The organism is Mesorhizobium loti CJ3sym (assembly GCF_000472785.1).
GTDB lineage: Bacteria > Pseudomonadota > Alphaproteobacteria > Rhizobiales > Rhizobiaceae > Mesorhizobium > Mesorhizobium loti_E.
In genome coordinates, this window is sequence record NZ_AXAL01000024.1 from 13,024 (window position 1) to 25,682 (window position 12,659).

A 12,659-nucleotide genomic window follows, 5' to 3' on the forward strand; every position below is an offset into this window, starting at 1 on the left:
GGGATGGCAGCGCCAAGCTCCCCTCCCCGCTCCGCTTCGCGGATCGACCCTCCCCACAAGGAGGAGGGTAAAGATCAAAATCCCGCCTGATCCCTAAACAGCTCGGCATTATCCAGCTTCGAAACCTCGATGACCGCTTGCGTGCGGCTATATACATTCAGCTTGCGCAGGATCTCCGAGACATGCGCCTTCACCGTGGTCTCGCCCACCTGCAGCTCATAGGCGATCTGTTTGTTGAGCAGGCCCTGGCGCAGCATCTGCAGCACCCGCAGTTGCTGCGGCGTCAGCTTGGACAGGCGCTGGACCATGTCGGCGCGGTCGACGCTATCGGCGTCCGCCGGCTGGCCTTCATAGATTTCCGGCACATAGATCGCGCCGTCCATCACCGTGCGGATTGCGGCGGCCAGGTCGCTCTTGCGCGCCGATTTCGGGATGAAGCCGGCGGCGCCATAGGACAAAGCCTCGGAAATGATCTTGGGCTCCTCGTAACCCGACACGATCACCACCGGCAGGCGCGGATAGCGGGTCCTGAGCTGCAGCAGCCCGTCGAAGCCATGCACGTCGGGCATTGAGAGATCGAGAAGCGCAAGGTCGAACGGCTTGGCGTCGGCCAGAAGTTCAAACGCCTCGGTGATCGAACGCGCCTCCACCGTGTCGACCTCCGGATAGGCCATCTGCACGGCACTGTGCAGCGCCTCGCGAAACAGCGGATGGTCGTCGATGATCAGGAACCGGGCGCGATCATTGGCTGCTGTCATGTGGCTCGTTCCGATTTACCGGCGACAGCATAGTCCCGTGACCATGGCCGGATTATTGCCAAATAGTATACCGCCGCCATCCGGATTCCTTGCACGATCTTTTGCGAATCGCTGCTGCGCCAGATGCGACGCTTGCCCGGCCCCCGAAATCGGTCAAAGGTGCCCGTGACCTTCCTGCAGAGACAGACCATGACCGACTTTGTTCTTCCCGTGCCCCCCACGCCTTCAGTCGCCATTGCGGGCTCCAGCGAACGCTTCGCAGTGCGGCGCATCTTCTGCGTCGGCCGCAACTATGCAGCGCATGCCCGCGAGTTCGGCAATGATGAACGCGATCCGCCTTTCTTCTTCACCAAGCCGGCCGACGCTGTCGTCGATTCCGGCAGCGAGATCCCCTACCCGCCACTGACCGAAAACCTGCATTTCGAAATCGAACTCGTGGTGGCGATCGGTACGGCAGGTTTTCGCATTGCCCGCGACCAGGCGCTTGATCATGTCTGGGGCTATGGCGTTGGCATCGACCTCACCCGCCGCGATCTGCAGGATGTCGCCAAGAAGGCGGCTCGGCCATGGGACTGGTCGAAGGCCTTCGACCGCTCCGCGCCCTGCGGCCCGCTTGTTCCCGCGCAGAAATCCAGGCACCCCGCGAATGGCCGCATCTGGCTCGCCGTCGACGGCGCGGTGAAACAGGACGCCGACCTCGCTGAGCTGATCTGGCCAATTGCCGATATCGTCTCGATCTGCAGCGAGGGCGTCGAATTGCAAGCCGGCGACCTGATCTTCACCGGCACGCCGGCCGGTGTCGGCGCCGTCAAGCCGGGCGAGACGATGACCGGCGGTGTCGATGGCATCGGCACGATCGAAGTGACGATCGGCCAGCCCCGGTTATGAGCGACATCGTCCTGCACAATTATTATCGTTCCTCCACCTCCTACCGGGTGCGGATCGCGCTGGAGATGAAGGGCCTCAGCTATAACTACGTCCCGCATCATCTGCGCCATGGCGATCACCTGGAACCATCCTATCTCGCGGTCAATCCGCAAGGGCTGGTGCCGGCATTGGTGCTCGACGGCGGCACGCTTCTAACGCAATCGCTGGCGATCATCGAATATCTCGACGAGATCCAGCCCGCGCCGCCATTGCTGCCCAGGGATGCACTTGGCCGGGCGCGCGTGAGAATGCTGGCGCAGATGATCGCCTGCGACATCCACCCGGTGAACAATCTGCGCGTGCTGACCTCGCTGCGCACCCTGTTTGGCGCCGGCGACCAGGACGTCATCAACTGGTTCCGCCACTGGGCGAACGAAGGTTTCCAGCCGCTTGAAAAGATTCTGGCTTCGTCATCCGAGACCGGGATATTCTGCCACGGCGAGACACCGGGGCTCGCCGATATTTGCCTTGCGGCACAAATCACCAGCAATGCCCGCTTCGGTGTCGACCTGGCGCCCTACCCGACGATCACCCGCATCAATGCCGCCTGCATGGCACTGCCGGCCTTCCAGAAAGCCGCGCCGCAGAACCAGATCGACGCCGAGTGATCTCATTTGTCCACGCAGCATCAGCATCCAGAGCAGCATGTCTGGCGGAATCGATTTCCGCTTGACCAGACAGGGAATCGGCTATCGTTTCCGGCAATGCGTGCCGTCTTAAGGGTGGAGTGACCGATGAAAGCCGTGGTCTTCGAGAAATTCGGCGAAGCGCCGACGATCCAGACCGTCCCCGATCCGAAGCCGGCTGCCGATGGCGTCGTCATCAAGGTCGAGGCGACGGGACTGTGCCGTAGCGACTGGCATGGCTGGATGGGCCATGATGACGGCATCACGCTGCCGCATGTTCCTGGCCATGAACTGGCCGGCATCGTGGTTGCAGCCGGCAAGCAGGTCACGCGCTGGAAGGCCGGCGACCGCGTCACAGTTCCGTTCGCCGTCGGCTGCGGCCGCTGCTTCGAATGCAACTCGGGCAACCACCAGGTCTGCGAGCACCAGACGCAGCCAGGCTTTACCGGCTGGGGCTCGTTCGCCGAATATGTCGGCATCGAGCACGCCGACACCAATCTCGTGCGCCTGCCCGCGGAGATGGAATACGCCACCGCCGCCAGCCTCGGCTGCCGCTTCGTCACCTCGTTTCGCGCCATCGTTGACCAGGGCCGGGTAAAGCCGGGCGAATGGGTGGCGGTGCATGGCTGCGGCGGCGTCGGCCTGTCGGCGATCATGATCGCCAGTTCGATGGGCGCCAATGTCATCGCCATCGACCTCACCGACGAGAAACTGGAGTTCGCCAAAAAGATCGGCGCCGTCGCCACCGTCAATGCATCGACGACGCCCAATGTGGTCAAGGCCGTCAAGCAGATCACCAATGGCGGCGCGCATATGTCGATGGACGCGCTCGGCCACCCGACCACCTCGTTCAACTCGATTGCCAATCTGCGCCGGCGTGGCCGCCATGTGCAGGTGGGGCTGATGCTGGGCGAGCACGCCCGCCCGCAGGTGCCGATGGACAAGGTCATCGCCTTCGAACTCGAAATCCTCGGCAGCCACGGTATGCAGGCCTATCGCTACCCCGCGATGATGGAGATGATCCGCCATGGCAAACTCAAGCCGGAGCTTCTGGTTGGCAAGAAGATCAGCCTCGACGAAGCGCCCGCAGCCTTGATGGCGATGGGTGGCTTCGAGGGCATCGGTATTGGGGTCGTAACGAAGTTCTAGGCGCGGCAGCCCTACCGAACTACCGCGCGAACTTCTTCGCCCCGAACACACACATCACCACACCCAGAGTAACGACCACCATCATGGGGCTGACCTGCTCATGCAGCAGTGTCGCCGCTAGCGCCAGACCGAAGAAAGGCTGCAGCAACTGCAATTGGCCAACGGCGGCAATGCCGCCTTGCGCCAGGCCACGATACCAGAACACGAAGCCGATCAGCATGCTGAACAACGAGACATAGGCGAGCCCGATCCAGGCGGGGGAGCCGACCGCCGCAAAGGATAGCGGCAGGGTCGCTAACGTCAGCACCAGCATGATCGGCAGCGACAGCGTCAGCGCCCAGCAGATCACTTGCCAGCCACCGAGCCTGCGCGACAGCGCGGCCCCCTCGGCATAACCCAGGCCGCAGACGACAATGGCTGCAAGCATCAGACCATCGCCGACCGGCGAGGCCGTCACGCCTTGCATCAGCGCGAAGCCAGCAACGAGCGCGCTGCCGATGCACGAGAACAGCCAGAACGCTGGTCGAGGACGCTCGCCGCCGCGCAGCACGCCGAAGATCGCTGTTGCCAGCGGCAGCAGGCCGACGAAGATGATCGAGTGGGCGGAGGTGACATGCTTGAGCGCCAGCGCGGTCAGCAAGGGAAAGCCGACCACCACGCCAAGTGCGACGATCACCAGCGACAACAGATCGCCCCGCCCCGGGCGTTTCTGCCGGAACAAGAGCAGCATTGCCAGGCCGAGCAGTCCGGCAATCGCGGCGCGGGCCGATGTCACGAATGTCGGATCGAAGTCCATCACGGCCACGCGTGTCGCCGGCAGTGAGCCTGAGAAGATCAGCACGCCGATAAATCCGTTCAGCCAGCCGCTCGCGGTCTTGTCCATTCCAGGCTCCCTATCTTTCGCCCTCTATCGGACAGATGCCATGGCGCGGCCAGAGACAATGGGGTACAATTCAGCGAAACTGTAATGGTCAAATGAGCAGTACGGATGACGGATATCGCTCTTGAAACTGACGGCGGGGGAACCTTGGTCAGTCCTACGCTGGTCGAAAGCGTCATGGCGACCATCCGCCAGCGGATCGCCTCGCGCAGCCTGACACCGGGAGCGCGGCTGCCTTCGATCCGCGCCTTCGCCCAATCCATGCAAGTGTCCAAATCGACGGTGGTCGAAGCCTATGAGCGGCTCGCCGCCGAAGGCACGATCCGGTCGAGGCCGGGTTCAGGCTTCTATGCCGCCGGCTCACTGGCGCCGCTATCGCTGGCCGAGATCGGTCCCCGGCTCGACCGTGCCGTCGACCCGCTCTGGGTCTCGCGCCAGTCGCTGGACGCCAGCGACGAGACCCTGAAGCCCGGCTGTGGTTGGCTGCCGGCCTCGTGGATGCCGCAGGCCGGCTTACGTCGCGCATTGCGCACGGTCGCACGCGCCGACGATGTCGCGCTTGCCGATTACGGTACGCCGCTCGGCTTGCCACCGCTGCGGCAATTGCTGGCGCGGCGTATGGCCGGGCATGGCATCGAAGCCTTTCCCGAACAGATCATGCTGACGGAATCGGGCACGCAGGCCATCGACCTCCTATGCCGCTTCCTGATCGAGCCCGGCGACACCGTGCTGGTCGACGACCCCTGTTATTTCAATTTCCACGCTTTGCTGCGCGCCCACCGCGCCAAGGTCGTCAGCGTTCCCTATACGCCGTCGGGTCCTGACATCGAGCTGTTCGCGCAGGCGCTGGCCGAGCACCGGCCGCGGCTCTACATCACCAACTCCGCCATCCACAACCCGACCGGCGCGATCCTGTCGCCGGTCACCGCGCACCGTTTGCTCAAGCTCGCCGACCAGTCGGATTTGACCATTGTCGAGGACGACATCTTCGCCGATTTCGAGCACGCCCCTGCCCCAAGGCTGGCGGCCTTCGATGGCCTCAGCCGCGTCGTCCAGATCGGCAGCTTCTCCAAGACGCTGTCGGCATCGGTGCGCTGCGGTTTCATCGCCGCGCCCCGCGACTGGATCGAGGGCCTGACCGACCTCAAGATCGCCACCACCTTCGGCGGCGGACGGCTGGCGGCCGAGCTGGTGCTGACGCTGCTGAAGGACGGCAGTTACCGCAAGCACATGGATTTGCTGCGCGCGAGGCTCGCGCGCGCCATGGTCGAGACCGGCACGCGGCTGAAGGCAATCGGCATCACGCCCTGGATCGACCAGCCGGCCGGCCTGTTCCTGTGGTGCGGCCTGCCGGATGGCATCGACGCAGCCGAAGTCGCACGCCGGGCTCTTACCGACAATGTCGTGCTGGCGCCCGGCAATGCGTTCAGCCTGTCGCAATCTGCCAGCCGTTTTCTACGCTTCAACGTCGCCCAGTGCAAAGACGCGCGAATTTTCAAGGTAGTCGAGGCGGCAATGGCGCCCTGATCTCAGCGGCTCGCACAGACCTCCCGCACGCAGTCGCGCAGCCAGCGTTGCGCCGGGTCGGCATCGAGGCGCGGATGCCAGAGCATGGAGATGGTGACTTCCACGGTGGCGACCGGCAGCGGAAAACTGTGCATGCCTGAGCGCGCGCCGGCCGTGTGCCGCTCGGGCACACTGGCGATCAGCTCCGAGGCGCGCGCCATGGCGAGCGCGGCCGAGAACCCCGAGACCATGCACACGACCGTCCGCTGCAAGCCTAGCCCGCTCAGGGCCTCGTCGATCGGCCCTCGCTCGCGGCCACGCCGCGAGACACTGATATGCCGGCCCGCTGCATAGCGCTCCGGCGTCACCGCGCCCTCGCTCAGGGGATGACCTGATCGGACCGCGCCGATGAAGCGGTCGCGAAACAGCGCCTGGATGCGCACTTCGGGCCCAGTTTCACCGGCGACACCAATTTCCAGGTCGATCGCCGCTTCGCGCAGCGACATCACATCCTTGTCGGACTTGGGCGCGAAACGCAGCCGCACCCCTGGCGCATCGGCCTCGATGCGGGCGACCAGACGCGGCCCGAATTCCTCGACTAAGCCTTCGTTGGTGCGCAGCGTGAAGACCTTGTCCAGACTTGAGGGATCAAGCAACTCGGCAGGGCGCAGCAGCGCCTCCGCGTCCTGGACGACCGGGCCGACCTGCCGGCGCAATTCCTCCGCGCGCGGCGTTGCCACAAGGCCGCGCCCGGCGCGGACCAGCAGGGGATCGCCCGTTGCCTCGCGCAGCCGCGCCAGCGTCCGGCTCATTGCCGAAGGGCTGAGCCGCAGACGGCGCGCGGCGCGTGCCACGCTGCCTTCCGCCAGCAAGGCGTCGAGGGCGAAAAGCAGATTGAGATCGGGCGATGTCATTCGCGGATCGTAACATGATATGGCGTCAGGCACACTGATATGATGCAAATGCTGCGCCTTCCGCCATACCAAGCGCAGGACTAAATCTCCGACAGCCCCGTTATGGGGGCCAACGAAAAGGAGATCGCCATGACAGTCGACGAGCAAAATCTGGACGGGCTGGTGTCAGCCCCGCAACAGAACCGATCGGTTGGCTGGGCGCTGGCAAGCCTGTCGCTCGCCACGCTGCTGTCGTCGCTCGGCACCAGTATTGCCAGCATTGGGCTGCCCTCGCTGATGCAAGCGTTCGGGGCGACGTTCCAGGCCGTGCAATGGGTGGTTCTGGCCTATCTCCTTGCCATTACCACGCTGATCGTCAGCGCCGGACGGCTGGCAGACGTGTTCGGGCGTCGGCCCTTGCTGCTTGCCGGCATCGCCCTGTTCACTTCAGCATCAGTTTTGTGCGGCCTGGCGCCGACACTCTGGCTGTTGATCGCCGCGCGTGCCGTGCAAGGGCTTGGCGCAGCGCTGATGATGGCGCTGACGCTCGCCTTTGTCTCGGAAACCGTAAGCAAGGAGCGAGCCGGCAGCGCCATGGGTCTGCTCGGTGCCATGTCATCGGTCGGCACGACACTCGGCCCCTCGCTCGGCGGCTTGCTGATCGCCGGCCTCGGCTGGCGGGCGATCTTCCTGGTCAACGTCCCGCTCGGCCTGCTGACCTTCGCCATCGCCTGGCATGCCTTGCCCGCTCGCGGCAAGACGGCACAGGCCACTCAAGGCAAGTTCGACACGATGGGCACTGTCCTGCTGGCTCTGACGCTGGCCGCCTATGCACTGGCCATGACGCTTGGGCGGGGCAATTTCGGCGCGCTCAACATCGGCCTGCTGGCTGCGACAGGCATAGGCGTTGTTCTCTTCGCCGCCACGCAGGCGAGAGTGAAAAACCCTTTGGTTCAACTCGCCAGCTTTCGGGATCCACGGCTCAGCGCCAGTCTGGCCATGAACCTCATCGTCGCCACGGTGATGATGGCGACCCTGGTGGTTGCCCCGTTCTATCTGTCGCGAGGGCTGGGACTCGATGCGGCGATGGTTGGCGTGGTGCTTTCGACCGGGCCGTTTGTCTCCGCCCTGTCGGCGTTGCTGGCCGGGCGGCTTGCCGATCGATTCGGATCCCATAGGATGATGGTCGCCGGCCTGACCAGCCTCGCAACGGGCACATTCCTGCTCTCGCTGGCCATGACAAGCCTCGGCATTGTCAGTTATGTCGTTCCCATCACCGTCACCTGCTTCGGCTACGCCCTGTTCCAGACATCCAACAATGCGGCCGTCATGAGCGGTATCAGTGCCGGCGAACGCGGCGTCATATCGGGCCTGCTCAACCTGTCGCGCAATCTCGGCCTCATCACCGGCGCATCCTTGATGGGCGCGGTGTTTGCCATCGCTACGGGGCAAGGCACTGCGGACACGACGATCCTGTCGCCGGCCGCGGCCGCGCAGGGAATGCAGACCACTTTCGAAGCGGCAACCGGCATGGTGCTAGCTGCGCTGATCCTAGCCGTTCTTTCAGCCCGTTTTGCCAGCCGGATACCTAGCACGTCCGCCTCACAATATTCTTGATGCGGACCATTCAGGGTATGTGGAGATTCAGGTCAGGCCGAGCCGAAAACGGTGGATTCCGAGAACCGGAGCGGTGCGTACTGAAGTACGTGAGCACAGTTCTACTGCGACGCAGTAGAACTGGGAAGCGCAGGAAGCCAGCGTTTGCAGGCCGGCCTCACCTGAATATCGACATACCCTCAGGCCCCTGCCCGTTTGCGGCGCTCATAAAGCATCACCAAAGTTTCCGCCATCAGCGCCGGCTTTTCCTCGCCTTCGATCTCGACCGTGTTGGCTGCTTTCATCAGATATTGGCCGGGGCCCCTGTCCTCCATGGAAAGCAGCACCGCGCGCAGTCTGATGCGCGCGCCGACCTTGACCGGCGCCAGGAAACGCACCTTGTCGAAGCCATAGTTGAAGGCGGCCTGCGTGTTTTCCGGCACTATACCCATGCCGAGCGCCAGCGCGCCGATAATCGACAGCGTCAGGTAACCATGCGCGATCGTCGTGCGGAACGGGCTTTGCCGCCGCGCCCGCTCAGGGTCGACGTGGATCCATTGATGGTCGCCGGTGCATTCGGCGAACTGGTTGATACGGTCCTGGTCGACCGTGGTCCATTCCGAAACGCCAAGCTCCTGCCCGGACATCGTCCTCAACTGCTCGTAGGTCGGCGGCGTTTTAGGCCGTACTTCAGTCATTCCTGCTTTCCCGATAGCTTGCCGCGCCTCCGGACCACGAACGGACGGCCCCTGTCAATTCGCCTTGCATGAATCCGTTCCGCCGAATTCCGGCTGAATGGTGCCATGCCGCCAATCGCGTGGCGCGGATGCAACTGTGCGTGGGGCTAGGAGCAGCGGCCAAAGTGCTTGGGGAAGTACGGAACAACAGGCCATACAGGCCTATCTCTTCTCGTAGCCGCCGCGGACTTCCTCCATCGCGTCCTTGATCCGCGCGCGCAGGATATCGATCGATTCGGCGCCTGATTTCCGTGCCAGTTCAGCAACTTCACCGGCATTCTTGAGTGCGGCTTCGAAGGATTTCCTGGCGAACTCCGTCTGCTTGGCCAGGAGTTCCTGCGGATTGCCGGGCGCTCGGTAGCTCTGCGCCACTTCGGCAACCTCGCGCAGCGTGTCCTGCAGCATTTCGCGTTGCCTTGATAACAGCGAGGTCGCGCCAGTGGCACTGGCTCGCGCCGCCTTTTCCAGCGCTTCGAGGTTCTTGCGATGATGGGCGAGGATTGCCTCGACATCGACATTGGGCACCTTCAGGTCGCGGCCAAACTTGCCGAACATGTCCATGAAGGAATCGGATTCCGGTTGTTTTGCCATGGTGTCTTCTCCCCTGTCGCCGCGGATGCGGGTGCCCTCATGGCGAGGATAGCACTCGGGTGGCGTATGTCCATTTCGAACACAGGCCCGGCGATCGATACGCATCAATTGACCGGGAGCAGCAGCTCGATCGTATAGAGCACGATACCCGCCAGCCCGCCGATGATCATGCCGTTGAAGCGGATGTATTGCAGGTCCCTGCCGATATTCATCTCGATCAGCCGCGTCAGTTGCGCAAGATCCCAGCGCTTGACCTGATCGGCGATGAATTTCGACACGCCGCTCTTCTGGCTCTCGACAAAGGAGGCCAGCGCCACGACGAATCCCCCGTTCATATCGGCCCTGATCTGCGGATCGCTGGCGAGATGGCGGCCGACCTCGACGAACATGTTGGCAAGATGCGTGCGGATGATCGACTCGGGTGCCTTGGCGTCCTGCTCGATAAACTGGCTGAGGCTCGCCCACATGTCGCCGGCCAGCGCCCTGACTTCGGGCCTGGCCAGAAAATCGCGCTTCAGCTTCTCGGCGCGCTTGGCATATTGCTTCGATGTTCTGAGCTTTTCGATGAAGGCCAGGGCGAAACTGTCGAACTCGGCACGCATCGGGTGGTCGGGATCGGTCCGCACCTCGTCAAGCAGAGAACCGGCCGATGCGACGATCTTCTTCAGGAGATAGGCGTCGGCTCGAAACAGGTTGAACAGCGACGGCAGCTCCTCGCGGATTTTTTCGCGCATCGTCGCCAGCGCCTGCTCGTCATTGAGAAACCGGCCGATCACCTTGGTGAACTCGTCGAACAGTTTCTGGTGACGGCGATCGTCGGTAAGCGCCGACAAGAGTTCCGCCGCTAGTGGCGCCAGAGGCACCTTTTCGACCTGCTCCAGCATGCGGCTGGTGACGAAACCGCGCAGGCCGGATTGTTCGACCGCGGCCAGTGTCTGCGGCACCAGCCGCACAACGAAGCGCGACAGGCCCGCGGCGCGTTCGGCATCAGTCAGCCAATCGGCGACGAGTGCTGCAAAATCCACCTCGGCCAGTTTTTCTTGCACCGGCTCCGGCGCCAGGAAATTGGCCTCGATGAAACGGCCGAGATTGTCGGCGATGCGGTTTTGGTTTTCCGGGATGATGGCGGTGTGCGGGATCGGCAGGCCAAGCGGCCGCCTGAACAGCGCAACCACGGCGTACCAGTCGGCAAGGCCGCCAATGGTCGCCGCCTCGGCGAAGGCAGCGACGAACCCCAGCCATGGATGGGACTTCTCGAACGACTTGGCCAGGGCGAACACCAGCACGCAAAGCGCCAGCGCGGCTGTCGCGACGACTTTGGTGCGGCGCAGCGCCGAGAGCTTGACGGCCGCGTCGGCATCGAACCGAACGGGCGCCAGGGACGGAGCCGATTGGGACATGAATAAGATGCTCCTCGCCGAAATCCGGGTCTTTATCGGCCTATTTAGTGCGTCGGCCGCCAAAATGCCCGTGACAGCCGGTTTCCCCCACGTTCGGCCCACTTGCGCACATAAAGTTGACGAGAATATTCATCTATTATGCGAAGCTAGTCTGGAATTATTCCAAGGTATAGGCCATATTCGGCCAAGGCCAGTGTGGCGCATCCGAAATTCCGGATGAGCGCCGCGCCAACAAAGTTCGGGAATCTGGCGTGTTGCACCGCGTCAGCGCCTAGTGAGGACAATATGCGGCTTACCCGCCAGACCAATTATGCCATGCGCATCCTGATGTACTGTGCCGCCAACAATGACCGGTTGAGCCGCATTCCCGAAATCGCGGCCGCTTATTCGGTGTCGGAACTGTTCCTGTTCAAGATCCTGCAGCCGCTGGTCGAGCATGGTCTGGTCGAGACCGTGCGCGGCAGAAATGGCGGCGTCCGGCTTGGCCGCGCCGCGGAATCCATCAACCTGTTCGACGTCGTGCGCGTGACGGAAGAGAGCTTCGCCATGGCCGAATGCTTCGAGAACGATGCCGCCGAGTGCCCGCTGGTCGACAGTTGCGCGCTGAATTCGGCGCTGCGTGAGGCACTCAACGCCTTCTTCGCCGTGCTTGCCCGCTACACGATCGCCGATATGGTGGCGGCGCGGCCCAGTGTGCGCAACCTGCTCGGCATCGACATGCTGGTCGAACGCCGCGCTCCGGCTGCCTGATCGCACCGATTAAAGCCAGTCGCGGCCGGCCTCACCTGAATATCAGCTGCCCGATGATTGCGGCAGCACGAACGGCATGTTGCCGGCCGGCAGCACGCCGACGCGGAGCCGGCAATCGAAGACCTTTTCGATCAGGTCATCACTCAACACGTCCTGCGGTGACCCGGTTGCGGCCAGCCGCCCACGATGCATGACGAAAATCCGGTCGGCATACATGGCCGTCAGGTTGAGGTCGTGCAGGATGGCGACCACTCCACCGCCCCTTCTGGCGAAATCGCGGGCGATGTTCATGATGATCAGCTGGTGCTTGATGTCGAGGCTGGAAACAGGTTCGTCGAGGAACAGATAGCGCGGCTTGCCATCCAGCACCGGCGCCGGGACCTGGCACAGGATGCGCGCAAGCTGGACGCGTTGCTGCTCGCCGCCTGAAAGCTCCTGGTAGAAACGCCCGGCAAAGCCATCGAGATCGACGCGGGCCAGCGCCCGTTCCGGCAGCCGCGCATCCTCGCCCGGCAAGGCACCCGAGCGGCCGCCGACAAGGCCGAGCTTGACCACCTCGCGCACGGTGAACGGGAACGACAGCGTCGTCGCCTGCGGCAGCACCGCCCGCTGGACGGCAATCTCCACCGGCTTCATCGAAGACAGGTCACGGCCATTGAGAGCTACGTGCCCGGTATAGGCGAGGTCGCCCGACAGAGCCTTCAGAAAGGTCGTCTTGCCAGAGCCGTTGGGGCCGACGATGGCCGCGATCTCGCCGGGTCGCGCATCGAAATCGACACCGCCGACGATGCGCTTGCCGGAAATCGCCACGGAAACGTCCCTTGCCTCGATCATCCCAGCCTCACA

13 protein-coding genes are annotated in these 12,659 nt (G+C 63.5%); 6 read left to right on the forward strand and 7 right to left on the reverse strand.

Translation table 11 applies throughout. From position 1 onward, the window contains the following. Positions 1 to 74 precede the first annotated feature (74 nt). Positions 75 to 758 carry a response regulator gene (locus A3A9_RS0127630; protein WP_027061532.1) on the reverse strand — a complete coding sequence of 228 codons (684 nt, stop codon included), beginning with the start codon at positions 756 to 758 and terminating at the stop codon, positions 75 to 77. A gap of 189 nt (positions 759 to 947) precedes the next feature. Between A3A9_RS0127630 and A3A9_RS0127635 the strand changes: the two genes are divergently transcribed. The 3 genes from A3A9_RS0127635 (at position 948) to A3A9_RS0127645 (ending at position 3,460) form a co-directional block, all read left to right on the forward strand. Next, the gene (locus tag A3A9_RS0127635) at positions 948 to 1,646 is read left to right on the forward strand and encodes a fumarylacetoacetate hydrolase family protein (RefSeq protein ID WP_027061533.1); all 699 of its coding nucleotides are present in this window, start codon (positions 948 to 950) and stop codon (positions 1,644 to 1,646) included. Continuing rightward, positions 1,643 to 2,293 carry a maleylacetoacetate isomerase gene (maiA, locus tag A3A9_RS0127640; RefSeq protein ID WP_027061534.1) on the forward strand — a complete coding sequence of 217 codons (651 nt, stop codon included), beginning with the start codon at positions 1,643 to 1,645 and terminating at the stop codon, positions 2,291 to 2,293. The genes A3A9_RS0127635 and maiA overlap by 4 nt, the downstream gene beginning before the upstream one ends. 126 nt (positions 2,294 to 2,419) lie before the next feature. Next, a complete protein-coding gene (locus tag A3A9_RS0127645) occupies positions 2,420 to 3,460 on the forward strand; it encodes a zinc-dependent alcohol dehydrogenase family protein (RefSeq protein WP_027061535.1) in 1,041 nt (346 codons plus the stop codon). Positions 3,461 to 3,479: 19 nt separating this feature from the next. Here A3A9_RS0127645 and A3A9_RS0127650 read toward each other — a convergent pair whose 3' ends face one another. Beyond that, the gene (locus tag A3A9_RS0127650) at positions 3,480 to 4,343 is read right to left on the reverse strand and encodes a DMT family transporter (RefSeq protein WP_027061536.1); all 864 of its coding nucleotides are present in this window, start codon (positions 4,341 to 4,343) and stop codon (positions 3,480 to 3,482) included. Positions 4,344 to 4,448: 105 nt separating this feature from the next. Here A3A9_RS0127650 and A3A9_RS0127655 point away from each other — a divergent pair, with 105 nt between their 5' ends. Then, positions 4,449 to 5,867: a PLP-dependent aminotransferase family protein gene (locus tag A3A9_RS0127655; RefSeq protein WP_027061537.1), complete on the forward strand. Its 1,419-nt coding sequence runs from the start codon at positions 4,449 to 4,451 to the stop codon at positions 5,865 to 5,867. Between the two features lie 2 nt (positions 5,868 to 5,869). Here A3A9_RS0127655 and A3A9_RS0127660 read toward each other — a convergent pair whose 3' ends face one another. Beyond that, the gene (locus A3A9_RS0127660) at positions 5,870 to 6,760 is read right to left on the reverse strand and encodes a LysR family transcriptional regulator (RefSeq protein ID WP_027061538.1); all 891 of its coding nucleotides are present in this window, start codon (positions 6,758 to 6,760) and stop codon (positions 5,870 to 5,872) included. Between the two features lie 129 nt (positions 6,761 to 6,889). Between A3A9_RS0127660 and A3A9_RS0127665 the strand changes: the two genes are divergently transcribed. Continuing rightward, positions 6,890 to 8,356, forward strand: coding sequence for an MFS transporter (locus tag A3A9_RS0127665; protein ID WP_027061539.1), 1,467 nt, complete (start codon positions 6,890 to 6,892; stop codon positions 8,354 to 8,356). A 179-nt stretch (positions 8,357 to 8,535) separates the two neighbouring features. On the opposite strand, the gene A3A9_RS0127670 is transcribed toward A3A9_RS0127665, so the two are convergent. The 3 genes from A3A9_RS0127670 to A3A9_RS0127680 all read right to left on the reverse strand — a co-directional run bounded on the left by A3A9_RS0127670 (position 8,536) and on the right by A3A9_RS0127680 (position 11,063). Then, entirely contained in the window at positions 8,536 to 9,033 is a 498-nt protein-coding gene (locus A3A9_RS0127670; protein ID WP_027061540.1) for a MaoC family dehydratase, read from the reverse strand. Between the two features lie 201 nt (positions 9,034 to 9,234). Beyond that, a complete protein-coding gene (locus A3A9_RS0127675; protein WP_027061541.1) occupies positions 9,235 to 9,663 on the reverse strand; it encodes a phasin family protein in 429 nt (142 codons plus the stop codon). A 104-nt stretch (positions 9,664 to 9,767) separates the two neighbouring features. Further along, a complete protein-coding gene (locus A3A9_RS0127680; RefSeq protein WP_027061542.1) occupies positions 9,768 to 11,063 on the reverse strand; it encodes a DUF445 domain-containing protein in 1,296 nt (431 codons plus the stop codon). A gap of 285 nt (positions 11,064 to 11,348) precedes the next feature. Between A3A9_RS0127680 and rirA the strand changes: the two genes are divergently transcribed. Further along, entirely contained in the window at positions 11,349 to 11,813 is a 465-nt protein-coding gene (gene rirA / locus A3A9_RS0127685) for an iron-responsive transcriptional regulator RirA (protein ID WP_027029396.1), read from the forward strand. A gap of 42 nt (positions 11,814 to 11,855) precedes the next feature. Here rirA and A3A9_RS0127690 read toward each other — a convergent pair whose 3' ends face one another. Beyond that, entirely contained in the window at positions 11,856 to 12,647 is a 792-nt protein-coding gene (locus A3A9_RS0127690) for a heme ABC transporter ATP-binding protein (RefSeq protein ID WP_027061543.1), read from the reverse strand. Positions 12,648 to 12,659: the final 12 nt, after the last annotated feature.

What these genes read in the sequence shown, in the direction of transcription:
- A3A9_RS0127630 (WP_027061532.1), bottom strand. Translation starts at nt 758, where the DNA reads ATGACAGCAGCCAATGATCGCGCCCGGTTCCTGATCATCGACGACCAT.
- A3A9_RS0127635 (WP_027061533.1), top strand. Translation starts at nt 948, where the DNA reads ATGACCGACTTTGTTCTTCCCGTGCCCCCCACGCCTTCAGTCGCCATT.
- maiA (WP_027061534.1), top strand. Translation starts at nt 1,643, where the DNA reads ATGAGCGACATCGTCCTGCACAATTATTATCGTTCCTCCACCTCCTAC.
- A3A9_RS0127645 (WP_027061535.1), top strand. Translation starts at nt 2,420, where the DNA reads ATGAAAGCCGTGGTCTTCGAGAAATTCGGCGAAGCGCCGACGATCCAG.
- A3A9_RS0127650 (WP_027061536.1), bottom strand. Translation starts at nt 4,343, where the DNA reads ATGGACAAGACCGCGAGCGGCTGGCTGAACGGATTTATCGGCGTGCTG.
- A3A9_RS0127655 (WP_027061537.1), top strand. Translation starts at nt 4,449, where the DNA reads ATGACGGATATCGCTCTTGAAACTGACGGCGGGGGAACCTTGGTCAGT.
- A3A9_RS0127660 (WP_027061538.1), bottom strand. Translation starts at nt 6,760, where the DNA reads ATGACATCGCCCGATCTCAATCTGCTTTTCGCCCTCGACGCCTTGCTG.
- A3A9_RS0127665 (WP_027061539.1), top strand. Translation starts at nt 6,890, where the DNA reads ATGACAGTCGACGAGCAAAATCTGGACGGGCTGGTGTCAGCCCCGCAA.
- A3A9_RS0127670 (WP_027061540.1), bottom strand. Translation starts at nt 9,033, where the DNA reads ATGACTGAAGTACGGCCTAAAACGCCGCCGACCTACGAGCAGTTGAGG.
- A3A9_RS0127675 (WP_027061541.1), bottom strand. Translation starts at nt 9,663, where the DNA reads ATGGCAAAACAACCGGAATCCGATTCCTTCATGGACATGTTCGGCAAG.
- A3A9_RS0127680 (WP_027061542.1), bottom strand. Translation starts at nt 11,063, where the DNA reads ATGTCCCAATCGGCTCCGTCCCTGGCGCCCGTTCGGTTCGATGCCGAC.
- rirA (WP_027029396.1), top strand. Translation starts at nt 11,349, where the DNA reads ATGCGGCTTACCCGCCAGACCAATTATGCCATGCGCATCCTGATGTAC.
- A3A9_RS0127690 (WP_027061543.1), bottom strand. Translation starts at nt 12,647, where the DNA reads ATGATCGAGGCAAGGGACGTTTCCGTGGCGATTTCCGGCAAGCGCATC.